Annotated in this window: 23 protein-coding genes; 8 read left to right on the top strand and 15 right to left on the bottom strand. The window is 70.1% G+C overall.

The features are described 5' to 3' along the window. Positions 1-797, bottom strand: a 797-nt coding sequence (locus tag VHD82_RS13540) for an LLM class flavin-dependent oxidoreductase (protein WP_325702115.1), incomplete at its 3' end; no start/stop codon positions are given. Between the two features lie 144 nt (positions 798-941). Here VHD82_RS13540 and VHD82_RS13535 point away from each other — a divergent pair. Beyond that, positions 942-1835: a LysR family transcriptional regulator gene (locus VHD82_RS13535; RefSeq protein ID WP_325702112.1), complete on the top strand. Its 894-nt coding sequence runs from the start codon at positions 942-944 to the stop codon at positions 1833-1835. A 15-nt stretch (positions 1836-1850) separates the two neighbouring features. After that, positions 1851-2030: a hypothetical protein gene (locus tag VHD82_RS13530; protein ID WP_325702108.1), complete on the top strand. Its 180-nt coding sequence runs from the start codon at positions 1851-1853 to the stop codon at positions 2028-2030. A gap of 26 nt (positions 2031-2056) precedes the next feature. On the opposite strand, the gene VHD82_RS13525 is transcribed toward VHD82_RS13530, so the two are convergent. Then, entirely contained in the window at positions 2057-2884 is an 828-nt protein-coding gene (locus tag VHD82_RS13525) for a LysR family transcriptional regulator (protein ID WP_325702104.1), read from the bottom strand. A 96-nt stretch (positions 2885-2980) separates the two neighbouring features. On the opposite strand from VHD82_RS13525, the gene VHD82_RS13520 reads away from it, so the two are divergent. Further along, positions 2981-4225 carry an MFS transporter gene (locus VHD82_RS13520; protein ID WP_325702102.1) on the top strand — a complete coding sequence of 415 codons (1245 nt, stop codon included), beginning with the start codon at positions 2981-2983 and terminating at the stop codon, positions 4223-4225. Here the strand turns inward: VHD82_RS13520 and VHD82_RS13515 are convergent. After that, the gene (locus tag VHD82_RS13515; protein WP_325702099.1) at positions 4215-6221 is read right to left on the bottom strand and encodes a prolyl oligopeptidase family serine peptidase; all 2007 of its coding nucleotides are present in this window, start codon (positions 6219-6221) and stop codon (positions 4215-4217) included. The two genes, VHD82_RS13520 and VHD82_RS13515, sit on opposite strands and share 11 nt — an antisense overlap. A 30-nt stretch (positions 6222-6251) precedes the next feature. Next, complete coding sequence (locus VHD82_RS13510) at positions 6252-6824, bottom strand: TIGR03086 family metal-binding protein (protein ID WP_325702096.1); 573 nt, start codon at positions 6822-6824, stop codon at positions 6252-6254. Positions 6825-6906: 82 nt separating this feature from the next. On the opposite strand from VHD82_RS13510, the gene VHD82_RS13505 reads away from it, so the two are divergent. Further along, positions 6907-8310: a PLP-dependent aminotransferase family protein gene (locus VHD82_RS13505; RefSeq protein ID WP_325702093.1), complete on the top strand. Its 1404-nt coding sequence runs from the start codon at positions 6907-6909 to the stop codon at positions 8308-8310. Here the strand turns inward: VHD82_RS13505 and VHD82_RS13500 are convergent. Continuing rightward, entirely contained in the window at positions 8303-8920 is a 618-nt protein-coding gene (locus VHD82_RS13500; protein WP_325702090.1) for an acyltransferase, read from the bottom strand. The two genes, VHD82_RS13505 and VHD82_RS13500, sit on opposite strands and share 8 nt — an antisense overlap. Positions 8921-9055: 135 nt before the next feature. Here VHD82_RS13500 and VHD82_RS13495 point away from each other — a divergent pair, with 135 nt between their 5' ends. Next, on the top strand, positions 9056-9484 hold the full coding sequence (locus VHD82_RS13495; protein WP_325702087.1) for a CBS domain-containing protein: 429 nt from the start codon (positions 9056-9058) through the stop codon (positions 9482-9484). Here VHD82_RS13495 and VHD82_RS13490 read toward each other — a convergent pair. From VHD82_RS13490 to VHD82_RS13470, 5 genes are read right to left on the bottom strand one after another with little or no spacing between them, the layout of a single operon-like run. Further along, entirely contained in the window at positions 9466-10533 is a 1068-nt protein-coding gene (locus VHD82_RS13490; protein ID WP_325702084.1) for a DUF2293 domain-containing protein, read from the bottom strand. The genes VHD82_RS13495 and VHD82_RS13490 overlap by 19 nt on opposite strands. Positions 10534-10546: 13 nt before the next feature. Further along, positions 10547-11410, bottom strand: coding sequence for a hypothetical protein (locus tag VHD82_RS13485; protein WP_325702081.1), 864 nt, complete (start codon positions 11408-11410; stop codon positions 10547-10549). A gap of 56 nt (positions 11411-11466) precedes the next feature. Further along, positions 11467-12141, bottom strand: a complete 675-nt coding sequence (locus VHD82_RS13480) for a response regulator transcription factor (RefSeq protein WP_325702078.1) — start codon at positions 12139-12141, stop codon at positions 11467-11469. Further along, on the bottom strand, positions 12111-13211 hold the full coding sequence (locus VHD82_RS13475; protein WP_325702075.1) for a sensor histidine kinase: 1101 nt from the start codon (positions 13209-13211) through the stop codon (positions 12111-12113). The genes VHD82_RS13480 and VHD82_RS13475 overlap by 31 nt, the downstream gene beginning before the upstream one ends. Before the next feature lie 15 nt (positions 13212-13226). Next, positions 13227-13739, bottom strand: a complete 513-nt coding sequence (locus tag VHD82_RS13470) for a hypothetical protein (protein WP_325702072.1) — start codon at positions 13737-13739, stop codon at positions 13227-13229. A gap of 241 nt (positions 13740-13980) precedes the next feature. Between VHD82_RS13470 and VHD82_RS13465 the strand changes: the two genes are divergently transcribed. Continuing rightward, positions 13981-15015 (top strand): DUF4192 domain-containing protein, encoded by a 1035-nt coding sequence (locus VHD82_RS13465; RefSeq protein ID WP_325702069.1) that lies wholly within the window; start codon positions 13981-13983, stop codon positions 15013-15015. 186 nt (positions 15016-15201) lie between these two features. On the opposite strand, the gene galE is transcribed toward VHD82_RS13465, so the two are convergent. From galE to VHD82_RS13450, 3 genes are all read right to left on the bottom strand, one after another. After that, complete coding sequence (gene galE / locus VHD82_RS13460; RefSeq protein WP_325702066.1) at positions 15202-16185, bottom strand: UDP-glucose 4-epimerase GalE; 984 nt, start codon at positions 16183-16185, stop codon at positions 15202-15204. 176 nt (positions 16186-16361) lie between these two features. Beyond that, positions 16362-17564 (bottom strand): galactokinase, encoded by a 1203-nt coding sequence (galK, locus tag VHD82_RS13455; protein WP_325702138.1) that lies wholly within the window; start codon positions 17562-17564, stop codon positions 16362-16364. A 566-nt stretch (positions 17565-18130) separates the two neighbouring features. Beyond that, a complete protein-coding gene (locus VHD82_RS13450) occupies positions 18131-18826 on the bottom strand; it encodes a metal-dependent transcriptional regulator (RefSeq protein ID WP_325702063.1) in 696 nt (231 codons plus the stop codon). Between the two features lie 106 nt (positions 18827-18932). Between VHD82_RS13450 and VHD82_RS13445 the strand changes: the two genes are divergently transcribed. Then, positions 18933-20102 carry an acetoin utilization protein AcuC gene (locus VHD82_RS13445; protein ID WP_325702061.1) on the top strand — a complete coding sequence of 390 codons (1170 nt, stop codon included), beginning with the start codon at positions 18933-18935 and terminating at the stop codon, positions 20100-20102. Between the two features lie 5 nt (positions 20103-20107). Further along, positions 20108-22813 carry a GNAT family N-acetyltransferase gene (locus tag VHD82_RS13440; RefSeq protein ID WP_325702058.1) on the top strand — a complete coding sequence of 902 codons (2706 nt, stop codon included), beginning with the start codon at positions 20108-20110 and terminating at the stop codon, positions 22811-22813. A 167-nt stretch (positions 22814-22980) separates the two neighbouring features. On the opposite strand, the gene VHD82_RS13435 is transcribed toward VHD82_RS13440, so the two are convergent. Then, on the bottom strand, positions 22981-23124 hold the full coding sequence (locus VHD82_RS13435; RefSeq protein WP_325702055.1) for a nitroreductase/quinone reductase family protein: 144 nt from the start codon (positions 23122-23124) through the stop codon (positions 22981-22983). Between the two features lie 84 nt (positions 23125-23208). Continuing rightward, positions 23209-24360, bottom strand: coding sequence for a hypothetical protein (locus VHD82_RS13430; RefSeq protein WP_325702051.1), 1152 nt, complete (start codon positions 24358-24360; stop codon positions 23209-23211). Position 24361: the final 1 nt, after the last annotated feature.

The following is a 24361-nucleotide window of genomic DNA, read 5'->3' as shown; positions in this document are numbered from 1 at the left end:
GCGGCGAGATGCTCGCGCACCTTCGCCACCACCGACTCCGGCCCGCTGTGGGCAAAGAGCGCGTCCACCAGCCGGTCGTCCGCCTCGGCCGCGTAGCCCAGCCGGCTCACAGTCGCCGCGTAGGACGGGTTGCCGAGCATGTCGGTGACCCTTTGCCGTGCCGTCGCTTTCGCTTGTCCGGGATCGGGATCGATGATCACGGAAACCCCGACGACCACCAGTTTGGCCGGCCCGAGCGTCTGCCGGGCCAGTGCGGTTTGCTCCGGCGGGACGATGGCGGGCAGCGCGCCGTCGGCGATTTCCCCTGCCAGCGCAAGCATTTTCGGCCCGTTCGCGGCGAGGATCCGCGGGTACTCGGCGTCGGCCGCGGGCGGCCAGGTGTCGCCGTCCATCCGGGCCACGTAGTCCCGCATCCGGGTGAGCGGGCTGCCGAACTCGCGGCCGACGCTTTCCGCCTGCGCCGGATAGCCGACACCCAGCCCGAGTACGAGCCGCCCGGGATGCGCCTGGGCGAGCATGGCCGCGGCGGCGTGCGCGGTTTCCGGCTCCCTGGCCCAGATGTTGGCGATGCAGGTGCCGAACACCGTCCGTTCGGTGGCGTCGAGCAGCAAAGCCAGTTGTACCAACGTGTCCTTGCCGCCGATGACCTCGTTGGACCAGACCGCGCGGTAGCCGGCCCGCTCCAGCCGGACGACCGCGGCCCGCTGCTCGTCGATCGACGGCGTGGTGGTGAACGAGACCGGAAGGGCCACACCCACCGGTCCGAGCGCCCGGCGGGCGTCTTCGATCTTCCCCATGGACTCCTCCTTGAACTGCTGTCTCCACCTTGCCGAGGCTGGAGCGCGAAAAGCCAATGAATGTTCCGCACCGCGCATCCCGATTCATGCATCACCGCAGTTCAGCGCCGCGAGGTGGTGCGGCGAGCGCGCTACTGTGGGGGGATGCCCGACTCGCTGCCGGTGGACCTCGATCTGCGACTCGTGCGCTCGTTCGCCGTCGTCGCCGAACACCGGCACTTCGGTCGTGCCGCCGAAACGCTGCATCTCACACAGTCGTCGCTGAGCAGGCAGATCGTCCGGCTGGAACAGCAAGTCGGCGCGCGCCTGCTGGATCGAACGCCGCAGGGTACCCGGCTCACCGAAGCCGGCGAGGTGTTCCTCCCGCTCGCCACTGCCGCGCTGGCTTCGTCGGCGCAGGCTGTGGCGCGCGCCAGGGCGGCTGCCCAGCCGAGCCACATTACCGTCGGCCACACCGGCAACCTGATCGTCACCCCCGCGGTGCGCGAACTGCGCCGTCGGCATCCGGATGCCGAGGTCAAGACGATGTACCTGGACTGGCGCGATGGGTACAAGGCCTTGCTTGAACACCGGGTGGACGCGGCGGTGATGCGGTTGCCGTTCCCCACCGACGGGCTGCACGTGACAGTGCTCTTCGACGAGCCGCGGGAGTTGCTCCTCCCGCTCGATCATCGCCTGGCGGGCAAGGAATCCGTGACCCTGGACGACATCGCGGACGAGCCGATGCCGTGGGGCGACGTGCCCGAGCTGGACGCCTTCTGGCGGATCGACCCACGCCCCGATGGCAGCCGGGCGCCGGACGGTCCGCTCATCCGCGAGATGGGGGACAAGTTCGAGGTCGTCGCCAGTGGTCAGGCCGTGATCATCATCCCCGGCGGTTCCTGGCTCGCGCTGCGGCCCGATCTCACCACCGTTGCGCTGGAGGGCATCGAGCCATGCCACGTCGTACTGGCCACGAGGGCCGATGACCGTAGCCGGCTTGTCGCGGCGTTCAGCAAATACGCGCGGGCACAGCTGACCGGGCCGGTCGCGGGCTGACGCGCGTTTTGCGGTATGACCACCCGCCGGCACCCGGTTCCGGCGGGCGTGGAAATGCCCCCGCGACAACGGATTCGGTTGTTGCTGAAGCTGATCGTCGATGGTGACTTCGAGAACCGGCCGCAGGGGCGCAGCATCGGTTGCCTGGTCGGCGGGCTGGTCATCCCGGCCTTCGGGTTGCGGTCGCCGCTGTGACGCTCGTGCCGGATCTTGTCGCGGGCTCAAGCGGCCATCGCGTAGAGGACCTCGCGGAGATCCCGTGAATCGTCCTCGCGCCAGACCACGCGGAGCGCCAGCTCGGCGGGCGGGGTGTCGAGCGCGACCAGCGTGCCGTCCGCGAGATCACCCGCCACCGCGAACTCCGGAAGCAACGCGACACCCAGCCCCTGCGTGATCCACGAGCGGATGGTGGACACGCTGTCGAACTCGATCCGCCGCTCGTAGGTGGGCAGCATCCGCTCGGCGGCCATCCGGAACGAGCAGCCTTCCGGCGTGATCAGCAGCGTGCCCGCCGACGCCCCACCCGGCCGGGAGACGAGGAACAGCCGCACCGTGTCGACGTCCACAAACGACAGTTCGGGTGTCTCGAAGCCCAGTTCCCCCAGGCTTTCCCCGGTGTCCAGCAGCAGGCCGGCATCGAGCTCGCCGCGTGCCACGGCGGTGAGCAGCTGGCGGCGCATCAGGGAACGCACGGCCAGGTCCAGATCCGGGCGCCGGTCGGCGAGGCGGCCGAAGATCGCCGGCAACCGGGTGGCGACCAGGGTTTCCAGCGCGCCCACGGTGATCCGCTGCCGCGCGTCGGTCATCAGCCGGTGGATCGCGTCCGCGTGTTCGAGCAGGCGTTTGGCCTCGGGCAACAACAGCCGGCCGTGTTCGGTGAGCACCATGCCCTTCGGGCTGCGGTCGAACAAGGTGACACCGAGCCCTGACTCCAACGTCCTGACCTGCTCGGACACTGTGGCCGGGGACAGCTCCAGCCGGTCGGCGGCCCCGGTCACCGTGCCGGACGCGGCGACCGCGACGAAACCGCGAAGCTGCCGGAGTTCCATAAGATCAGTCTAGTCCGAGGGCATTCGGAAAAACCGAACGCGGCATCCGGGAACGCCCGTTGAGCGGGCCACGTCGCGACCCGCAAAGTCGCGGTTGTGCATCGCTTGCTCGGCGTCTCGCTCGCCTACTTCCTCGTTCTGCTCGACACGACGGTGCTCACCGTCGCCCTACCGGCTCTCGGCGGTTCCGTCGCGATGCGCCAATGGGTGGTCAACGGCTACACGCTCGCGTTCGCGGCTTTCCTGCTCGGCGGTGGCGCACTGGCCGACCGCCACGGCCCATTGCGCGTTTTTCGTTGGGGCGTAGCCAGTTTCGGCGTTCTGTCGCTCGCTTGCGCCGCAGCACCTCAGCTGTGGGTGCTCGTGGTGCTGCGCGTACTGCTCGGAGCGGCCGGCGCCGCGTGCCTGCCGAGCTCGCTGGCACTGATCGGCGCGCTCTATCCGGACCCGAGGCGTCGCGCGAAGGCACTCGGGGCGTGGGCGGCGATCACCGGCGTGGCGCTGGCCGCCGGCCCGGTTGTCGGCGGGGTGCTCGTGGACCTCGCCGGCTGGCGTGCGGTGTTCCTGGTGAACGTGCCGCTGGCCGCGCTCGCTCTCGTGCTCGCACGGGGCATCCCGTCCACGAGGAACCCGCGCTCCATCGACTGGCGCACGCAACTCGCCGCGGCCGCTTTCCTCGCTCTGCTCACCGACGCGATCGTCGGCGAACACATCGTGTCCGGTGTCGCGGCGCTCGTCGTGCTGATGGTTTTCGTGCTGTGGGAACGGCGCAGCAGCGCGCCGGCCGTGCCGCGGGTGCTGGTGCGCGCCCGCGGCGTTGCCGCGAACCTGTTCGCCGGGGCCGCGGTGAACTTCGCCCTGTCCGGCGCACTGTTCACCGTCACTCTTGCGCTGCAACGGAATCTCACGCCGATCCAGACCGGGCTGGCCTTCCTGCCGCTCACCCTGCCGACCGCGTTCAACCCGCTCGTGACGAGCCGCATCGTGGCCGCCCGCGGCCCCAGACTCCCTGTCCTTTGTGGACTCGCTCTGCTCACGGCGGGTTCGGTCGTGCTGGCCGTGACCGTGGGCGGCCCCTACCCGCTGCTGGCTCTCGGCCTGCTGCTCACCGGCTTCGGTGTCTCGTTCTCGCTGCCCGCGCTGGTGACCGGCGTGGTCGTGGCCGCGCCCGACGGGTACGCGGGCACGGCCGGTGGCCTGCTCAACGCCGTCCGCCAGGTCGGCGCGACCGTCGGCGTCGCCGCGATGGGCGCGATCGTGGCCACCGGCGCCTTCGGCCCGGCGTTCGTGGTGGCCGCCGCGGTGTGCGCGGTGGCCGGAGTGGCGCTGGCTACGACCTGAGGTTCCGCCACAGGTACTCGAACAGCAGCGCCCACTTCTGCGCCAGCTGCTCGTTGTCCGCCGCCGCGCCGTGCCCGCCTTCGATGTTCTCGTGGTAGCGCACGTCGTAACCGACGTCGAGCAGCTTCGCCACCATCTTGCGAGCGTGCCCGGGATGCACCCGATCGTCCCTTGTGGACGTCATGAACAGCGTGGGCGGGTACGGTTGCCCGGTGCGGATGTTCTGGTACGGCGAGTACTTGGCGATGTACTCCCACTCGGCCGGATCGTCCGGGTCCCCGTACTCCGCCATCCACGATGCGCCCGCCAGCAGCAGGTGGTACCGCCGCATGTCGAGCAACGGCACCTGGCAGACGATCGCGCCGAACAGCTCGGGGCAGCGGGTGAGCATGACGCCCATCAGCAGCCCGCCGTTGCTGCCGCCGTGGATGCCGAGCCGCTCCGGGGTGGTGATGCCACGTTCGACCAGATCCGTTGCCACCGCAGCGAAATCCTCGTACACGAGGTAGCGGTTCGCCTTCATCGCCTGGGTGTGCCAGCCCGGCCCGTACTCGCCGCCGCCGCGGATGTTGGCCACCACGTACGTGCCGCCGCGGGCCAGCCAGCCCCGGCCGGTGACCCCGCTGTACCCCGGCAGCCGCGAGACCTCGAACCCGCCGTACCCGGTGAGCATCGTCGGACCGCCTTCGGCGCCGGGGCGCACCACGAAGTAGGGGATGCGGGTGCCGTCACGAGAGGTGGCGAAGTACTGGTCGACCGTCATTCCCTCGGCGTCGAACCGCGCCGGGGACTGCTTGAGCACCTCGACCTCGCGGTGGACGTGGCCGTAGGAAAGGGTGGGCGGCTCGGTGAAACCGCTCGTGCTCAGCAGGTACTCGTCGCTGTTGTCCGGATCGGTGTCCAGGATCTCGGCGATGCCCAGCTCCGGCCCGCCGGTCAGCGGCTCGCGGCGCCAGCCTTCGGCAGGGGTCAGCACGTAGAGCTCGGTGCGGACGTCGGACAGCGTGGTGAGCAGCAGGTGGTTGCGGGTCCAGTCGTAGGCTTCCAGCGAGGTGCGCTCGTCCGGCTCGAACAGCACCGTCAGCTCCGCCGTGCCGGCCAGGTACGCGTCGAACGGGGCGGCGAGCAGCGTGCCGGCGAGGTAGTCGCGGCCGCCGACCGTCCATGGCGAGCGGAGCCGGATCAGCAGCCACTCCCGTTCGACCGAAGTCTCCGCGTCGTCCGGGACTTCGATCCGGGTCAGTTTTTCGCCCGTGCGCAGGTATTTCTCGGTGCGGTAGAAATCCGGGGAGCGGCCGACGAAGTCGCGCTCGTAGCCCGGGGTCGGGTCGTGGTAGGCGAAGGCCGAGACGTCGTCCGGCTTGCCTTCGTACACGGTGACCGCGGCCGTGAGCGGGGTGCCGCGGCGCCATTCCTTGATCACCCGCGGGTAGCCGGAGGTGGTCAGCGAGCCTTCGCCGAAGTCGGTGCCGACGTAGATGAGGTTCTCATCGATCCAGCTGACCCTGCTCTTGGCCTCCGGCAACCGGAACCCGTCGGCGACGAACTCGTGCCGGTCGACGTCGAACTCACGCACCACGGTGGCGTCCGCGCCGCCGCGGGACAGTTCGACGAGCGCGAGCCGGTAGTCCGGGCGCAGCACGGCGGCACCCTGCCAGACCCAGTTCTCGCCTTCGGCTTCGGCGAGCGCGTCCACGTCGAGCAGGACCTCCCACTCGGGGTGATCGGTGCGGTACTGCTCCAGCGTGGTGCGCCGCCACAACCCGCGAGGATGCGTGGCGTCCTGCCAGAAGTTGTAAAAATAGTCGCCGCGGCGCCGGATATAAGGGATCCTGTCGTCGGCGTCGAGCACCTCGCGGATCTCCGTCCGCAGCCGTTCGAAGCGCTCACCGCCGGCCAGCTCATCGAGCGTCTCGGTGTTGCGCGCCCGCACCCAGTCGAGCGCCGCCTCTCCGGTCACGTCCTCGAGCCACCGGAACGGGTCTTCATCAGCCATGCGCCCAGTCTGCCAGGTTGGCAACCATTTTCAGGCCCAGTCCGGGGAACGGCCCAGCAAACCGAGAAAACGGTGCAATTCGGACGCGCTTTCGGTCGGCACGACCGGTTTGAAACTGCCCCGTTCCGAGCGGAACTCCGGATCGGCCGGGATCTGCTCGGCGATCTTGAGCGCGGTGTGCACGATGTCGGCGTCCTGCGCGTAGGGCAGGCCGAGCGCGCCGGCGATGTCCCAGCCGTGCGCGACGGTGTCCACCAGGTGCATGGAGACCGCCACGATGCCGGGGAACGTGCCGAACTCGCGCACCGTCACTTGCCGGTCCAGTACCGCGTCGTCGTCCAGCGTGGCGAGCACCAGATCGACCGAATCGGCGTAACTGCCGTACGGGTCCGCGCCCAGCTCGCCGGAATCCCAGTCCGGCGCAGAACCGTCGAGCAGCGCGGCGCCGAAGCCCCGGTTCTCGCTCACCTGATGGCGCAGCAGATCGGCGAGAGTCCAGCCCTCGCAAGGAGTTCGCCGCTCCAGATCGGCCGGGGTGACGGTGCTGACGAGCTTGTCGAGCACGATCAGCGCCCGGCGGTCGAGTTCACGTGGATCTTCCATAGCGTCCACAGTAGGAACTACGGGCGCCCGCGGGAGAGCCAAAAACCGGGAAATGTCGGTGGGCCAATCTAGGCTCCGGAATGTGGAGTTGCACATCGATGTCGAGGCCGGTCGTGGTCTGCGGGAGGAGATCCAGCGGCAGATCAGGGCGGCGATCCTCGACGGACGGCTGCGCGAGGGAGACGCGCTGCCACCGAGCCGCGAGCTTGCCCAGCGGCTGGCCGTCTCGCGCAACACGGTCACAGCCGCGTACGAACTGCTGACGGCGGAAGGGTTTGTCGAGACCAAGGCGGGCGCGGGCACATTCGTTCGCCGCGGCACCCGCGGCCGTCCGCGGCCGGTCGCCGATGCGTCCGCGCTCGAGCCCGCGCCGGTGTGGGCCGACGTGCCTGCCGCGCCGCACCGGTTCGAGGTCGAGGCGGAGTTCGATTTCCGGACCGGCGCCCCGGATGTCCGGATGTTTCCCTTCGACACGTGGCGCAGGCTGGTCACCGAGCAGTTGCGCGGGTCGCGGCCGGAGGTGCTGACATACGGCGATCCGCGAGGCCACCCGGGGCTGCGCGCCGAGATAGCGCGCCACCTTGGGCTTTCTCGCGACGTGCGGACCCGCCCCGATGACGTGCTGGTCACCAACGGCTCGCAGCAGGCGCTCGATCTCGCGGCCAGGGTGCTGCTCCGGCCGGGAGACCAGGTGGCGGTGGAAGATCCCGGATATCCGCCGCCACGGCAGTTGTTCGCCACCTTCGGAGCGCGGGTGGCGGCGGTGCCGGTCGACAGCGAGGGCATCGTGGTCGACCGGATTCCCGTGGGCTGCCGGCTGGTCTATGTGACGCCGTCGCACCAGTTCCCGCTCGGCACGTCGATGTCGCCGGCCCGCCGGCTGGCGCTCGTCGAGTGGGCGAGACGGAACGACGCGGCGATTCTGGAGGACGACTACGACACGGAGTTCCGCTACACCGGCCGGCCGCTGGAGCCGTTGCACAGTCTCGACACCGCGGGTCGCGTGCTCTATGTCGGCACCTACTCCAAAGTGCTGCTTCCGGGGCTGCGCCTGGGTTTCATGATCGCGCCGCCGTCCCTGCGGGATGCGCTGGGCAAGGCGAAGTACCTCACCGACTGGCATTCCCCGAGCGTCCAGCAGGCGGCGCTCGCCAAGTTCCTCGCCGAAGGCGGTTTCGCCCGCCACGTAAGGAAAATGCGTCGCGAGTACCAGGCGCGGCACAACGAGGTGCGGCGGATACTGGCGGCGGATTTCGCCGATGTGCTGGAGCCCCTGCCCTCGGTGGCGGGGCTGCATCTGAGCGCGTACAGCTCCGTCGACGCGCGCCGGATCGTCCGTGCGGCGCGTGGCGTCGGGGTGCGGCTCTACGCGCTGGGGGATTTCACCGAACGCAGGGATTCCTTGCAAGGGCTGGTTTTCGGCTTCGGCTCGGTGTCACTCGAGTGCATCGCGCCGGGGCTCAAGCGGCTGCGGGAGGTCATTTGACGATGTCGTGACGATGTTCGGCGAACTCGGCTGAACGCACCTCGGTGGCCTCGGCGTAGCGGCGCGCGCGGTCCTGCCAATCGTTCTCCACCCCGAAGGCCTGCGCGGAGAAGCGCGTGGCGCGGATGGCTTCGGGCACTTCGTCGCGCTGGTCCGGAGTGAGCACGCGCACCGGTGAGCTGATCGCCGTCGTGTGCGGTGGCACGAAGAACTCGCCCGGCAGCTCCGTTCCGGCGTGCACGAGCGCGCCGACGGCAACGGAAGCACCGGGGCCGAGAACGGTGCCGTGCAGGACGGTGGTTTGCGCGGCCAGATAACAACACCGGCCGACCTCCGCGCCGAGCACGGTCGCATGTGGACCGACGAACGTGTGATCGCCGAGCAGGACGGGCCGGTCGGTGCCGGTCACGGCGGTGGCCCGGAGGACGGCGTGCTCGGCCACGATCGCCGTGGCGCCGACCTCGATCCGGGATCCCTCCGCGTCGAGCACCGCGCCGTACATGACGCGGGCATGCGGTCCGACACGCACGTCGCCGACGAGCGTCGCGTTCGGGGCGACGTAAGCATCCGGGTGGACTTCCGGTGTGTGGTCACGGTGCCGGATGAGCATGGTTCCATGCTCCCGCTCACTCCGGGTGTGCCGCTGGCGGAAAACGGACGCGACGTTCGCCCGCTTCGCGACTTTCGCGCCCCGCTGCTGGGCCCTACCCTGGTATGACCCAGCTCACTACCCGGGAGGCGCCGGATGCGGATCGCGGACCTGATACGGAGCAAGGGCAGCGCAGTGGCCACGGTGACGCCGCAGACCACTGTGGCAGAGCTGCTGGCAGGGCTGTCCGAGCACAACATCGGTGCGATGGTGGTGCTCGGCCCGGACGGGGTGGCGGGCATCGTGTCGGAACGTGACGTGGTGCGCAGGCTGCACGAACGCGGCGCGGCGCTGCTCGGCCAGCCCGTCGCGGAGATCATGACGACCGTCGTCGCCACCTGCACGCCACGGGATTCGGTGGACGATCTGAGCGTGCTGATGACCCAGCGCCGGGTCCGGCACGTGCCGGTGCTCGACGACGGCAGGCTCGCCGGGATCATCAGCATCGGTGACGTCGTGAAGACTCGGATGGAGGAGCTGGAGACCAGCCAGCAGCAGCTCCAGGCTTACATCGCCCACGGCTGACGCTCCCAGCCCGCCAGCACCTTGTCGATGGTCCCGCGGATGCGGTCGCGGGCCTCGGCACGGGGCACCCCGGCCATCAACAGCGCGTCGTAGTCGGTGTCGAGGTGCCGGACCGAAGCGATCACGGCGAGGCGCACGGCCTCCTCGTCCAGCGCCCGGCCCGCCGCGGAGCGGCCAACGCGGCCGCTGCCGCGCGTGCCTGCGTGCTCGGCGATGGCCTGCGCCCGCTCAGCCGCGCACCCGGGGAACATCCGCCGGATCTCGGCCGCCATCGCGGCCTGGAAATTCACGTCCTGCGCGGCTCGGCGCACCGCATCGCGTTCCCGGCGGCGGGCGCGCACGTCCTCGTCCGCCAGGCATTGCTGTTCGGCGCGTTCCAGCGCGGCCTCGTCGACGAGGATCCCTTGCCGCTCATGGCGTTTCCGGCGCCGGTTGAACCGGGTGACCAGCACCGAGAGCGCGCTTTCCTGCTTGGCGCGCCGCGACAGCGCCGCGTTGCCCGAACGGAGGAAGACCAGGTGGTCGAAATCCGCGCACGAGAGGCAAAGCGGCCGCCCGTCCTCCATGAACAGGAACTCACCCGCGGCGGCCGGCGTTCGGCAACCGTCGCATTCCCAAGGCTTTTCCGACACCGTGACCGCAAGGTCGGGCGCCTTGTTCTGGCGTGCCGCGATCCGTTCACGCTGTTTCTCCGACAGTTCCGGCGAGAGCCAATGCACCCGGAAGATCCGTTGCAGCGCCTCGTCCTCGGCGAACACCAGTGGACGCTGGTCGCGCGTCCCCGCGAGGTACGAGGCCTCGCTCGGCTGCAGCCCGCGCTCCCGGGCCCAGTCCCGCAGGTGCTCGAAGGCGGTGACGACCCTCTCGGCGTCCACGGGCAGCAGACGCGCCAACGGGCTCACCCGGCCGCGGCGCCAGTTCTCGACGGTCGGTGGCGCGAGCCAGCCCAAGCCCACGAGGACATCGACGGGCGCGACGTACTTCTGTTTCCCCAGCGTGGTTTCCGCGACTTCGGTCACCCGCCGGCGCAGTTTGGCACGATCCGACATGGTGCCGGGGAGTCTATCCCGGCAGCGCGGGCGCGATAGCGCTGATACCCGCCGTGAGCGCGGGCCTGCCGCGGGCGAAGCTCGTCCCGGCCGGCAGCTCCGCGAGCAGTACCACGATGTACCGGTCGTCCACGATGCCGGTGGTGTTCAGCACGACCGAACGCTGGATCTCCATCCAGCCCTGCTTGACCGCCCACTGTCTGCCGGGCAGGCCGTCGGGGATGCCGAAGTACTGCTGGAAGCCGTCCGCGGCCGGGTTCTTCGCCGCTGCCAGCGCGTCCAGCAACGGGTCCGCGGCCACTGCCGGCACCTCGTCGGTGAGATACCGGTAGATCGCGGCCAGGTCGTCGGCAGTCGTGCTGGTCATTTCCCACTGATCGGCGATACGCGGGCCGGTGGTGTGCTTCAGCCCGATCAGGCGAGCCATCCGGGTGACGATCGTGCCCTGTCCGTCGGCGGCCCACAGGGAATCGGCGACTCCGTCGTCGCTCAGCGACAGCATCTCGGCTATCCGGCCGTTCGACGGCGCGTGCCAGCCGCCGGTGTGCAGCGCGTCCATCGCGATGAGGAGCTTGACCACGGACGCGGTGTAGCGCTGCGTGCCGGCGTTCACCGACACCGGGGTTTGCCCGGTTTCCTTGTCGTAGAGCACGAAACTGACGGAAGTCCCGGGTACGACGGAAGTGACCGCGTCGGTCACTTCCTTGGCCAGGTTGGGATGCTCGATGGTGGAGGTCTTCGTTGTCGTGGTGGTGGTCGCCGTGATCGCCGCGGGCGTGGCGGCGGCTGGTGGCTGATCGGGCACCCGGACCGAGCAGGCGAGCAGGACACCCGTGAGGGCGGTCGCGCAGAGCGAAAGGCCGATACGCCACAACATCGAGCCAATAATGCGCCGTTTCGTTGTGGCTGCAGCCGAAACCGGTAAACCCTGGGTTAATGCCGCACGAGGCCTGTTCGGTAGGCGAATGCGACGGCCTGCGCCCTGTCTCGCAGCCCGGCCTTGGCGAACAGGTGGTTGATGTGGGTTTTGACGGTTGCCTCACTGATCACCAGCGCGCGTGCGATCTCCGCATTGGACAGTCCGCCCGCGATGAGCCGGAGCACTTCGAGTTCCCGTCCGGTCAGGCCCTCCGTCTCCTCGGGGCGGGGCGCCTGACCGCGAGTGGCCGCCTCGACGAGCCTGCCCTGCAGTTCGGCATCCACAGTGGACATACCGTTGGCGGCCGAACGTAGCGCACGCACGATGGACTCGGCGTCGGCGTCCTTCGTGAGAAAGCCCCGAGCGCCGGCGCGTAGCGCGGACAGCAGTGACTCGTCGTCGGAGTACGTCGTGAGGACGACGACGGCAGTGGCGGGATACTCGGCGCGGACCTGCTCGGTGGTCTGCACGCCGTCGCGGCGCGGCATCCGCAGGTCCACCAGCAGCACATCCGGCCGGTGCCGGGCGACCAGCTCCAGCGCCTCTTCGCCGTCCGCGGCGGCGCCCACCACCTCCACATCGGGCAGCAGACCGAGCAGTGTCACCAGGCCCTCCCGGACCACGGCCTGGTCGTCGGCGAGCACCACACGCAGCGGCGTCACGCCGGGACCGCCAGGTGTACCCGCCATCCGTCCTCCTCCGGGCCGGTGGAAAGCCGCCCGCCGAGCAGTTCCGCACGTTCCCGCATGCCACGCAAACCGTAACCCGCCCCGGGGATCGTGGCCGGTTTCCTGCCTTGATGATCCGACACGGTCACCGCGATCTCCCCGGCGGCGAAGGTCAGCTCGGCCCGGACGGGGGAGCCGGGGGCGTGTTTGCGGGTGTTGGACAGCGCTTCCTGCACGGCTCTCACGACTGTGGCCGCTGTCGCGGCTTCCACTGTCCTGGGCTCACCACGCACGATCAGCTCGGCGTCTGCGCTGCTGTCGAGCTGGTACTCCGCCAGCAGGTCCTCTATGGCGCCCGGCAGCGACACCGGGTCCTCACGAAGCGCAGCCACCGCCATGCGCGCTTCGGAAAGTCCCTCCACGGCGAGCTGCTGAGCGCGCTCGATCTGCGCCACCGCTTCGTCGCTCGCGCCGTCGCGCCGCAACATCAGCCGCGCGCCCTGGAGATTGAGCGCGAGGCCGGACAAGGAGTGCGCCAGCACGTCATGCAGTTCACGGGCGATACGGGCGCGCTCGGCGAGAGTGGCCGCGCGGGCGTGTTCCTCGGCTGCTGTCTGTGCGCGGGCGAGGGCCAGCTCGGTCTGTTCCAGCCGGGCGGTGCGGCCGCGACGGTTCAGGCCGAGCAACACGACCACCGCCAGCAGGGCCACGTCGAACAGGCCCGCGCGCAGGTTGATGCCGTAATGCACCCAGGCGGCGACGAAGGCGCCGAACGTGATGAGGCCGACCGGCACCGCGGCTCCGAGCGTTCCGAACCGGACGGCGTAGAAGATCGTGGTGAACACGATCACCGACAGCAGGCCGGTCGGATGCAGCACCCAGAGCAGGCAACTGGAGGCGCTGAGCAGGAGCAGGCTGGAGCCGAGCAGCCATTCGGGGCGGGACGGCAGCCACAGCATCGGGATGGACGAAAGCAGCACGAGCGCGGCGAGCGGCCATTCCCAGCCGCGCAGGTGCGGCACCTCGCTCGCGAGCGGCAGCGCGATCAGCAGCCAGCGCAGCGACTCGAGGACCCGCGAAAGCCCGTTCATACTGTTCAGGATGCCTCACCCGCGCCGTGTCGCGACCTCGGAACGCCTGGCGGCGATCGGCAGCTCGCGGCGGCGCGCCCTGCTGTAGATCAGCACGTTCTGCACACCGATGCTCAACCCCATCGAGAGCGCGATCGACGCCCCGGCCAGCCCGCTCGTCGTTCCCGCGCGCGCCCCCAGTACGGCGAACCCGATGCGGATCGCGATGGTCACCAGCCACAGCACCAGGGTGAGCGCGCTGCCTTTCTGATAGGCGTTGCCGTCGCGCAGGGACAGCCGGACGGTGGCTGCCCGAGCGAGGCCGAGCACGAGCAGGATCGCCAGATCCGCCGCCAGCAGCGCGATTTCGGTGCCGGAGGCGCCGGGCAGAGCCTTGGCGCAGTCGACGATGCCGAGCACCAGCAGGATGGCGGGGATGAGCGCCAGGCCCTGCAGGGTGACAGCACTACCGAGCAACTGCCGCACGATCACCCGCCACACGACCAGCGCGGCGATCACCACGTAGAGCAGGATCTGGGTCGGATTCATCGGTGTTTTCTCCTCGGCTTCACGGCGATTTCTTTGCTATGCCCGGGTTTCCGATCACCGAGCATCTTCCGCGACAGCCTCAGCGTCCCGGTTTCACGGTGCTGCGCGCGTCGGTGCCCGGGTGGCATCCGGGTTGATTCGCGGCTCCACCCCAGGGTTGAGTTGTCCACACCACCCCAGTTATCCCCAGCCCGCCAAATTCCCTCTTCGCACGCTCGCCCGTTCCCGGCAAGGTGGAGTCATGACCACAAGCACAATGCCCGACGGCAGGCCCAAGATCAATGTCAGCGACCCCGGCCAGCTGATCGCCTCGATTCCGTACCTCTTCGGCTTCCGCCCCGAGAATTCCTTGGTGGTGGCGGGTCTTGGCGGAAGTAGCGGGGGCCGCCTCGGCCCGGTGCTGCGCCTTGCTCTCCCGCCGCCCGAGCACGAGGAGGAGGCCGTCGCGGCCGTGATGCCGGCATTCGCGCACAACCCGTGCGGGGCGGTGATCGCGATCGTCGTCGGCGCGCATCCGGGCCGGGCGCCCGGTGAGTTGCCGCATGCCCGGCTGATAGCGCGCCTGAGCGCGGCGTTCGAGGAGCTGGGCAGGCCGCTGCTGAATACACTGTGGACACCGGAAGTGCGCGGCGGCGCCCGATGGCGCAGTTACGAAGGAGATCGTGAAGGCGAACTGCCGGATCAGCGAAGCACGGAGCTGGCCGCGATCTGTGTCAGCCAGGGGCAGGTCACTTACGACAGCCGCGAGGAGATGGCCGGACGGCTCGCGCCCGATGATCCGGCCGCCATCGCCCGGCGGGCTGCCCTGCTGCGGGAACAGTCGCGTGAACCGATGACCTTCGCTGCGGGGTTGGCGGAGGTACGGCGCGCGCTTTTGCTGGTACGTAACGGAGATCTCGCCTTCGGTGACGACCAGGTCGTGCGCCTGGCCGAGGCGCTGAGCAACTCCCGGGTACGAGACACGTGCCTGGCAACGGCCCACGGGTCTGTCGCCGGTCGTCCGACCCAAGCCGAAGGGTTGTGGCTGGAGCTGATCCGGCGCACCCCGCCGCCGGAGCGAGCGGAGGCCGCGAGCGTGCTCGGTTACGCGGCTTACCTTCGTGGGGACGGGGCGTTTGCCCGCGTGGCGCTGGAAAACGCCTTGGACGCCGATCCGGGGCATATGCTCTCGCGCCTGCTGGTCCGCTGCCTGGAAAGGGGAATCCCGCCCGAAAAGCTGCGGGAGCTCGGCAGCAACGAACACCTGGACCGGCTGCTCCCGCCGGCCGGCCGGTGATCACCTTCCGGGGCTGAGCATCCCGCCGATCCCCTGTCCGCCAACGCTTCCCGTGTCACCGAAAAGGAGGTGAGATTTCGAACCGAACTCAGCCGTTTCGTGCACACCGACACTGTCCGAACAGGACAGTGGGGTGCCGGGCCCATCTCCCCGGCACCCCGCCGGTGCCTCGTCGCCGTCCTGAATTCAGCGGCGTTCCTGGGTGAATCGCCATGCGTCGCTCACGATGCCGTACAGGTCGGCCCGCTCGGGTTTCCAGCCGAGTTCCTCGCGTGCGCGGTCGCTGGCGGCAACCAGAGTCGCGGGGTCTCCGGCGCGGCGCGGCGCCTGCGCGGCGGGGATCGCGTGCCCGGTCACCTGGCGGCAGGTGTCGATCACCTGGCGTACCGAGAAACCGGTGCCGTTGCCGAGGTTGTAGATCCGGTGTTCGCCCTCGGCGGCGTGGGTCAGTGCCAGCAGGTGGGCGTCGGCGAGGTCCACCACGTGGATGTAGTCCCGCACCGCGGTGCCGTCGTCGGTGGGGTAGTCGTCGCCGAAGATCTGCACTTGCTCGCGGTCACCGGTGGCCACCTGCAGGATCAACGGGATCAGGTGCGTCTCGGTGGTGTGCCGCTCGCCGTAGCGGCCGTACGCGCCGGCCACGTTGAAGTACCGCAGGCTCACCGCGGCCAGCCCGTGCGCACGGGCGTAACTGGTGATGGCGTTGTCGATCGCGAGCTTCGAGGCGCCGTAGGTGTTGGTCGGGCGGGTCGGTGCGGTCTCGGGGATGGGCGAGTTCTCGGGCTCGCCATAGGTGGCGGCGGTGGAGGAGAACACCAGCCTCGACGTGCCGTGGTCGCGCATCGCGTCGAGGAGCCGGATAGCGGTGAACACGTTGCCGCGCCAGTACTTCCCGGGGTCCTGCATCGATTCGCCGACCAGCGACTTGGCCGCGAAGTGCAGTACCCCGTCGAAGCCTTCGCCGAGCAGCGAAGCGGTCGCGTCGGCCGCGTCACCCTCGACGAAGCGCGCGCCGTCGGGCACAGCGTCGGCGTGCCCGGTGGAGAGATCGTCCACCACGACGACCTCGTGCCCGGCTTCCAGCAGCCGGGCCGCGCAGACGCTGCCGACATACCCGGCACCGCCGGTGACGATCAGTTTGAGGGCCTTGCGGTCGCTAGCGGTGGCCATAGGTAGTCAGGGCCCTTTCTGCTACAGGACGAAAGGAGGTGATGGCGCCCAGTGTGGACCATCAAGCTGTGAGCGGCACACAGGCTCCCCGCAGTCTGCCCGCCCGAACCCGTACGCCGTGCGGTGCCTTTGTGGGCTGGGCCTGTGGACTTCCCGACACGGGGTGACCGAGTGGCTCAGCTGTCCCGGCTGGCGCCGGCCGACGGGATCGCGACGAAGGTGCGCGGCACCCGCCAGCCTTCGCGTTCGTAGGCCGCCGTGACGGCGGCTTCGACCTCGGGCACCGCTGCCGCCGAAACGAGTGCGATGGCGGAGCCACCGAACCCGCCACCGGTCATGCGGGCGCCAAGCGCTCCGGCGGAGCGGGCGGCGTCCACCGCAGTGTCGAGTTCCGGGGTCGAAATGCGGTAGTCGTCGCGCATGCTCACGTGGGAGGCGTCCAGGAACGGGCCGATTTCCGGCAGGCGCCCGGCGCGGAGCAGGCCGACCACGTCCAGCACACGCTGGTTTTCGGTCACGACGTGCCGCACCAGCGGCGCGAGCTCGTCCGGCAGGCGGCCGAGCGTGGTGTCCAGCGCGTCAAAAGGCACGTCGCGCAACGCCTTGATGCCCAGCAGGTCGGCCGCGCGCGCGGTGCCGCGACGGCGCTCGCCGTAACCTCCGTCGGCGTGCGAGTGTTTGGTGCGCGTGTCGATCACGAGGATGCGCAGGTCGAAGGCTGCCGTGTCGAATGGAACCTGCTCGGACTCGCCGGAGCGCACGTCGAGGAACAGTACGTGCGATTCGGTGCAGCACAGGGACGCGGTCTGGTCCAGCAGGCCGGTGGGGGCGCCGACGAAGTCGTTCTCCGCGCGCTGCACCCAGCGGGCGATTTCCGGGCGTGTCGGCGAACCCGCCTGGTCGAGCTCCTGCCCGGCCAGTCCGAGCAGCGCGAGCGACACCGCGCATTCCAGCGCGTGCGAGGACGACAGGCCGGCCCCGGTCGGCACGTCGCCGGCCAGCACGACATCGGCGCCGCCGGTGATGCCCTGGTCCCGCAGGACCCACGCCACGCCGGCGGGGTACGCGGCCCAGCCGTCGATCGCGCCCGGTCGCAGGTCCGCGATCCGCAGCGGCGCGGCTTGCTGGATACGGCCGTCGGAGCCGAGCGTGGCGACGGTCAGGGTCTGGTCGTCCCTGGGTGACGCGGCCGCGGCCAGCCGGTGCGGCAGGGCGAAGGGCAGCACGAAGCCGTCGTTGTAGTCGGTGTGCTCGCCGACCAGGTTGACCCGGCCCGGTGCCGACCACACCCCGGCGGGGGGTCCGCCGTGCACCGAACGGAACGCCTCCGCGGCGGCCTCATGCGCCTGGAACGGGGCGGAACCCTCCGCGCCGGCCAGGCTCTGCCTCTCGTCCAACACTCACCCAATCAGTACGCGCCCGCCATCGGACGCCCGTTCACTCGCGGCCGCGCTTCAGCGCGGCCGCACCCCGTTCGCCTGCCCCGCGCGGAGATCATGCGCCGCGCGGGGATCATGGGTCGCGCCAGCCCACGCCCCGGGACAGAATGGCTTGACCCGGCTCACGTGAGAACCCAGCACCGCGCCGACTTGGGCGTCCGGGCAGGCACCGCCACCCGGACCCGTGCGAACACCGGGTGCCGCGCCAGCGTGGGCACCTGAGCCGGCCCCGCGGACCGGGCCCGCGCGACCACCCCATACCCCGTCGACCTGGGCGTCCGAGTAAGCCTGGCCGACCCGGCCCGCGCGACCACCGGGCGCCGCGCCAGCGTGGGCACCTGAGCCGGCCCCGCGGACCCGGCCCGCGCAACCATCCCACACCCGGTCGACCTGGGCGTCCGAGTAAGCTCGGCCAACCCGGCCCGCGCGACCACCCCGCACCGCGCCGACCTGGCCCGCGCGCCCACCCCACACCGCGCCGACCCGGATATCCGGCCGGATACCGCTCACCTGGCCTGCGCGAGCACGGCGTGCAGCGCCGACATGGGCACCTGCAGAGTGGCCGCCTCGCCGGAGACCTCGACCGTGCCACCGCCGGCGGCCCGGCCGACCGTGATCGTGCGGCCGGGCACCACCCCGGCCGACTTCAGGTCGACCATCAGCTTCTCGTCCAGCTGCACGTGCTCCGCTATCCGCCGCACCTCGACCTTTCCGCCCCCGGCGCGGGCGAACTCGTCCAAGCGGATGAGGTCCGCTTCGGCGGGCGGGGCGGGCAGGCCGCCGTGGTCGAGCTTGTCCAGGCCCGGGATCGGGTTGCCGTAGGGCGAGGTCGTCGGGTGGTCGAGCAGCTTGACCAGCTTGCGCTCCACCGCCTCGCTCATCACGTGTTCCCAGTGACAGGCCTCGGTGTGCACCTGCTCCCACTCCAGGCCGATCACATCCAGCAGGAGACGCTCCGCGAGCCGGTGCTTGCGCATCACGGCGGTGGCGAGCTCGCGGCCGTGGTCGGTGAGCTGCAGATGGCGGTCGTCGGCCACGCGCACGAGGCCATCGCGCTCCATCCGGGCCACGGTCTGGCTCACCGTGGGCCCGCTCTGCGCCAACCGCTCCGCGATGCGGGCGCGCAGCGGTACGACACCTTCCTCTTCGAGCTCGAAGATGGTCTTCAAGTACATCTCTGTGGTGTCGATGAGATCGTTCACGATGTCCCCTTCGTCCGCAGGAATCCATGGTAGTCGCTGGCACCGACAGTCAGCCGGGGTGATCGGGGAGGCAAAAGGCGGCGCGTGGCGGCTACCATCGGTGGCCATGCAGCCGGCCGTCGTCTGGGATCCCGCACTGCTCGGCTATGACCTCGGCGGTGACCATCCGTTCAACCCCGTCCGCCTGCAGCTGACCATCAGCCTGGCCACCGAGCTGGGCATCCTCGACGGTGTCCCGCTGCTGGTGCCGGCGCCCGCGGGCGACGACGAGCTGCTGCGCATCCACGCCCCCGACTACCTGGAGGCGGTCCGGCAGGCGCCGATGGCGGGCTGGGACGTCGGGCACGGACTGGGCACGGCGGACAATCCGGTGTTCAGCGACATGCACGACTCCTCGGCGCTGGTGGTGGGCTCCACCCTGCTGGCGGCCCGCAAAATCGCCGAGGGGCAGGTGCGGCGCGCGGTGAACATCGCCGGGGGCCTGCACCACGCGATGCGTGACCACGCCGCTGGCTTCTGCGTGTACAACGACTGCGCGGTCGCCATCTCCTGGCTGCTCGACCACGGGTTCGACAGGATCGCGTACGTCGACACCGACGTGCACCACGGCGACGGGGTGCAGGCCGCGTTCTACGACGACCCGCGCGTGCTCACGGTCTCCCTGCATCAGCACCCCTTCACGCTGTGGCCGGGCACCGGCTACTCCGGCGAGGCCGGGGCGGGCGCGGGTGAGGGCACGGCGGTGAACATCCCGCTGCCACCGCACACCCGCGACCCCGGCTGGCTCCGCGCCTTTCACGCCATCGTGCCCTCGCTGCTGGCCGAGTTCCGGCCGCAGCTGCTGGTCACGCAATGCGGAGTGGACTCCCACGAAGAGGACCCGCTGGCGGACCTGTCGCTGTCGGTGGACGGGCACCGCACGATCTACTCGACCCTGCGTGAACTCGCGGACCGGTACGCCGACGGGAAATGGCTGGCTGTCGGCGGTGGTGGTTACCAGCTGATCCGTGTCGTGCCGAGGTCGTGGACCCACCTGCTCGCAATGGCGCTGGACCGCGACGTGAAGCCCGAGACGCCGATCCCTCCGGGCTGGACCGACCTGGTGCGCAAGGCCGCGCCGAACGCCGAGCTGCCCACCAAAATGACCGACGGCGCGGAAACGGCCTACCGCCCGTGGGGCGACGGCGAGGACGATCCGGTGGACATCGCGATCCGGGACACCCGGCGGGCGGTCTTCCCGCTGCACGGCCTGGACCCGGACGACCCGAGAGACTGACCAGCATGAACAGCGCCGACGGCAAGCGCAACGGCCCCCGCGACCCCTACGACTACCCGCGCCGGTGGGAGGCCGACGTGGTGCTCTCCGACGGCGGCACTGTCCACTTGCGACCGATTGTGCCGAGCGACGCCGATGCGCTGGTGGCGTTCCACGGCAAGCTTTCCGAGCGCACCCGGTATCTGCGCTACTTCGGCGCGTACCCGCGGATCCCGCAACGCGACCTGGAGCGGTTCACCACCGTGGACCACCACGATCGCGTGGCGTTCGTCGCGCTGCTCGGCGACGACATCGTGGCCGTCGGGCGCTACGAACGGCTCGGTGGCGGGACGTCGGCCGAGGTCGCCTTCGTGGTGGATGACGGGCATCAGGGCCGCGGTCTCGGTTCGATCCTGCTGGAGCACCTGGCCGCCGCCGCGTCCGAATCCGGGCTGCGCCGGTTCGTCGCCGAGGTGCTGGCGGAGAACTCGGCGATGGTGCGCGTGTTCCGCGACGCCGGTTACCAGGTCAGCCGCGCGATCGAAGAAGGCGTGCTGCACCTGGAGTTCGACATCGACCCCACCGAGGAGTCGCTCGCGGTGGCGCGCGCGAGGGAACAGGCGGCCGAGGCGCGCAGCGTGCACAACCTGCTGCACCCGACGTCGGTGGCGGTGATCGGCGCTTCGGCCGACCCGACGAAGGTCGGGTATGTGGTGCTGTCGAACCTGCTGGCCGCGGACTTCGCGGGCACCGTCTACCCGGTCAACCCGGAGCACCGCTCGGTGCGCGGGGTGCGGGCCTACAAGTCGGTGCTGGAGATCCCCGACCCGGTGGATCTCGCGGTGGTCGCGGTGCCGGCGGACCAGGTCGAGTCGGTGCTCGACGGGGCGCTGGCCAAGGGCGTGAAGACGCTGCTGATCGTGACGGCCGGGTTCGCCGAGGCCGGGCCGCACGGGCTGCACGCCGAGCTGCGGCTGGTCGGTGAGGCACGGGCGCACGGGATGCGTGTGGTGGGGCCGAACGCGCTCGGTGTGCTCAACACCAGCACGTCGGTGCGGCTCAACGCGACGCTCGCGCCGCGGCTGCCCAAGCGTGGCCGCGCCGGGTTCTTCTGCCAGTCCGGTGCGCTCGGCACGGCGATCCTCGCCGACGCCGAGTCGCGCGGGCTGGGCCTGTCCACGTTCGTCTCGGCCGGTAACCGGGCCGACGTCTCCGGCAACGATCTGCTGCAATACTGGGAAACCGACCCGGCGACGGACCTGGTGCTGCTGTACCTGGAGTCCTTCGGCAACCCCCGCAAGTTCGCCCGGCTGGCGCGGCGGCTCGCCCGCACGAAGCCGGTGGTGGCGGTGAAATCCGGGCGGCACGCGGTGCGCCCGCAGTTGGCCGCCACCTCCACGGAAGTGGACGAGGCCAGCGTGCAGGCGCTGTTCGAGCAGGCCGGTGTCGTCCGGGTGGAGACGCTGGCGCAGTTGTTCGACACGGCGCTGGTGTTCGCACATCAGCCGTTGCCCGCCGGGCCGCGAGTCGGCATTGTCGGCAACTCCAGCGCGATCGGGATGCTGGCCGCGGACACGGCGCGGGCGCAGGGGCTACGGCTGGCGTTCGAGCCGGTGGATGTCGGGCCGCAGGCCGGGCCCGAGGAGTTCGCCGCGGCGGTGCGCGAAGCGTTGAACTCGCCCGAGACCGACGCGTTGGTGGCGGTGTTCGTGCCGCCGATCGCGATGCCCGGCACGGCGTACGCGAGGGCGCTGCGCGAAGCTGTGCAGGAACTGGACCAGAACAAGCCGATCGTCTCGACTTTCCTTGCCGCGGAAGGGGTTCCGGCCGAACTGGCGGTGCCCGGCGAGGACGGTTCGCCGGGCCCGGGCTCGATCCCGTCGTTCCCCAGCCCGGAGCGCGCGGTCTACGCGCTGGCGAAGGCTGTCCGGTACGCCGCGTGGCGGCAGCGGCCGCAGGGTCATCTCGTGCGCCCGGCGGAGCTGCACACCGAAGCGGCGCAACAGATCGTGCGCGAACTCCTCGAAGACGCCGGGGAAAACAACGTGGTGCTGGAGGACCAGGACATCGTCCGGCTGCTGAAGTGTTACGGCGTGGACGTGGTGCCGTTCCAGGTGGTCGCGAGCGAGGACGAAGCGGTGGCCGCGGCGGCGGAGATCGGCTATCCGGTGACGGTGAAGGCGGTCGACGACAGGTTGCGTGGCCGTCCGGATCTCGCCGGGGTGCGCCTGGATCTGGCGTCGGCGGACGAGATCCGGCGCAGCTACCGCGATCTGCGCGAGGTGTCCGGCGAGGACGAGATGTACGTGCAGAAGATGGCGCCCAAGGGGATTTCCTGCTTCATCGGGCTCCAGGACGATCCTTCGTTCGGCACGCTGGTGTCCTTCGGGCTGTCCGGTCTGGTCAGCACGCTGCTCGGGGACCGGGCGTTCCGGGCCGTGCCGCTGACAGACGTGGACGCCGCGACGCTGGTGCGCGAGCCGAAGAGCGCGCCGCTGCTGACCGGCTACCGTGGGGACGAGCCCGCGGATCTGGCCGCGCTGCAGGACACGATCCTGCGGGTGGCGGCGCTGGCGGAGGACAACCCGGAGGTGCGGGCGCTGAGCCTGGACCCGGTGATGGCCTCACCCGAGGGCGCTTTCGTGGCCAACGCGCGGATCGTGCTGGGCCCGCCCCCGGCGCGCCCGGATACGGGCCCGCGCCGGCTGCGGGCGATCAACGCGCCGGATTGAGTGTGGTGACGGGTGGTGGGCGGCGGCCTGCGCCGCCCGATTGTGTGGTGCTCAGTTCGTGCCGGCTGCGGGCGATCGATGCGCAGAATTGAGTGTGGTGGTGGGTGGTGGGCGGCCGATTGTGTGGTGCTCAGTTCGCGCTGGTTGTGGGGGATCAATGCGCCTGACTAGGGGCGTTCTTCGAGGAGCGCCAACGGGATCTCACGCTCGGTCTTGGTCTGGTAATCGGCGTAGTTCCGGTACCTGGCCGTGATCTCCGGCCAGAGCCGGCTCCGTTCGTCCGCGCTCGCCACGCGGGGTTGAGGAACCATGCCGGATGCTTGAGGATTCCGCGATGGACGGCGTTCATGGCCTCACGGCAAAATCGCTGGGCATCCGTACTTTCCCGTTGCTCCCTAGTAGGCGCCCGGGTTGATCGCGACCACGCTGCGGTTACCCGGGTATTCCGACAGCGTCCACAGTTGCGTGTTCGGGCCGCGATAGGAGAGGTCTTCGTTGCCTATCGGGAAAACCGTGGCGTGTTTGGTGGGGCCGCTGCTCGACGTGAAGGTCCACAGCGAGCCTTTGGTGCTCGAACCGGCGCTCGCGGAGACGTAGAACTTCCCGTTGATCGCGGTCGCGCCCTGCATGCTCGGGATGTTCACCTGATACGCCTCGGTGGCGTGGGTGTACCCGTCGGACGACTCGGCGAACTTCCGGTCGGTGTAGTCGATCGGGAAGCGGACCACGCGGGTGCCGGTGCCGTCGGCGTTGTACTCGGGCACGATCACGCTGTCCGGGGTGCTCGTGCGGTCCAGCGAAGCGGCCGAGAAACGCAGCTGCGTGACGCTGTTGGTCGTCGAGTCGGCGAAGGTCTGCGCCTGCGGCAGCACGTAGGCGTAGTCGAAGGCCTGGTAGCTGCCGTCGGGCTGGCGGCCGATCTTCGTGCTGTCCCCGGTCTTCGCCGGCCAGATGTGCCGCAGGTCGAACGCGCGGAAGCCGCCGGAGGTGTCGGCGACGTACAGGTAGTAGCCGTAGGTGAAGATGCCGCCGGCGTGGATGGGGACCGGTTTGAAGTCCGGCTGCCCCGCGGAGTTCGTGTACGGCTCGACGAGCAGTACGTGCCGGTACTCGGGCGCGCTCGGGCTCGAATAGTCCACAAAGGACACCCGGACGCCCTTGTTCGTGCCCGAGCCGTTGTAGTACCAGCTCGCGAACAGCGCCGTCCGGCCCTCGTACGTGCCGGCGTCGTAGGCGTCGGCCGTGGTGCTGATGCCCTGCGGGTACCAGTCGGTGGTGTCGTTGTCGCCGGAGTTCCAGCAGAACGCGGCCACCTGGTTGCTCGCGCCGGGGTCGCACGCGGTGGCGGCGCGGTTGGCGCTGTCCAGCACGGCGGAGACGGACTTGACCCCGAGTACGCTGTCGAGCTGGGCGATCACCGGGTTGTAAGCGCTTTCCTGCAACCGGAAATCGCTCGCGGTGAGCTTCGTCGGGGCCGCCTGTGCCGGGGCGGCGGACAGCGTGACCATGGCGATGGCGGCGAACACTGCCGCGAGCGACCTGCGCATT

This window comes from Amycolatopsis sp. (assembly GCF_035546795.1).
In the GTDB taxonomy this organism is placed as follows: domain Bacteria; phylum Actinomycetota; class Actinomycetes; order Mycobacteriales; family Pseudonocardiaceae; genus Amycolatopsis_E.
This window is presented reverse-complemented; position numbering and strand designations above follow the sequence as displayed.

What these genes read in the sequence shown, in the direction of transcription:
- VHD82_RS13535 (WP_325702112.1), top strand. Translation starts at nt 942, where the DNA reads ATGCCCGACTCGCTGCCGGTGGACCTCGATCTGCGACTCGTGCGCTCG.
- VHD82_RS13470 (WP_325702072.1), bottom strand. Translation starts at nt 13,739, where the DNA reads ATGAATCCGACCCAGATCCTGCTCTACGTGGTGATCGCCGCGCTGGTC.
- VHD82_RS13465 (WP_325702069.1), top strand. Translation starts at nt 13,981, where the DNA reads ATGACCACAAGCACAATGCCCGACGGCAGGCCCAAGATCAATGTCAGC.
- VHD82_RS13480 (WP_325702078.1), bottom strand. Translation starts at nt 12,141, where the DNA reads ATGGCGGGTACACCTGGCGGTCCCGGCGTGACGCCGCTGCGTGTGGTG.
- VHD82_RS13530 (WP_325702108.1), top strand. Translation starts at nt 1,851, where the DNA reads ATGACCACCCGCCGGCACCCGGTTCCGGCGGGCGTGGAAATGCCCCCG.
- VHD82_RS13485 (WP_325702081.1), bottom strand. Translation starts at nt 11,410, where the DNA reads ATGTTGTGGCGTATCGGCCTTTCGCTCTGCGCGACCGCCCTCACGGGT.
- VHD82_RS13430 (WP_325702051.1), bottom strand. Translation starts at nt 24,360, where the DNA reads ATGCGCAGGTCGCTCGCGGCAGTGTTCGCCGCCATCGCCATGGTCACG.
- VHD82_RS13475 (WP_325702075.1), bottom strand. Translation starts at nt 13,211, where the DNA reads ATGAACGGGCTTTCGCGGGTCCTCGAGTCGCTGCGCTGGCTGCTGATC.
- VHD82_RS13445 (WP_325702061.1), top strand. Translation starts at nt 18,933, where the DNA reads ATGCAGCCGGCCGTCGTCTGGGATCCCGCACTGCTCGGCTATGACCTC.
- VHD82_RS13490 (WP_325702084.1), bottom strand. Translation starts at nt 10,533, where the DNA reads ATGTCGGATCGTGCCAAACTGCGCCGGCGGGTGACCGAAGTCGCGGAA.
- VHD82_RS13525 (WP_325702104.1), bottom strand. Translation starts at nt 2,884, where the DNA reads ATGGAACTCCGGCAGCTTCGCGGTTTCGTCGCGGTCGCCGCGTCCGGC.
- VHD82_RS13515 (WP_325702099.1), bottom strand. Translation starts at nt 6,221, where the DNA reads ATGGCTGATGAAGACCCGTTCCGGTGGCTCGAGGACGTGACCGGAGAG.
- VHD82_RS13500 (WP_325702090.1), bottom strand. Translation starts at nt 8,920, where the DNA reads ATGCTCATCCGGCACCGTGACCACACACCGGAAGTCCACCCGGATGCT.
- VHD82_RS13495 (WP_325702087.1), top strand. Translation starts at nt 9,056, where the DNA reads ATGCGGATCGCGGACCTGATACGGAGCAAGGGCAGCGCAGTGGCCACG.
- VHD82_RS13510 (WP_325702096.1), bottom strand. Translation starts at nt 6,824, where the DNA reads ATGGAAGATCCACGTGAACTCGACCGCCGGGCGCTGATCGTGCTCGAC.
- VHD82_RS13435 (WP_325702055.1), bottom strand. Translation starts at nt 23,124, where the DNA reads ATGGTTCCTCAACCCCGCGTGGCGAGCGCGGACGAACGGAGCCGGCTC.
- galE (WP_325702066.1), bottom strand. Translation starts at nt 16,185, where the DNA reads ATGGCCACCGCTAGCGACCGCAAGGCCCTCAAACTGATCGTCACCGGC.
- VHD82_RS13440 (WP_325702058.1), top strand. Translation starts at nt 20,108, where the DNA reads ATGAACAGCGCCGACGGCAAGCGCAACGGCCCCCGCGACCCCTACGAC.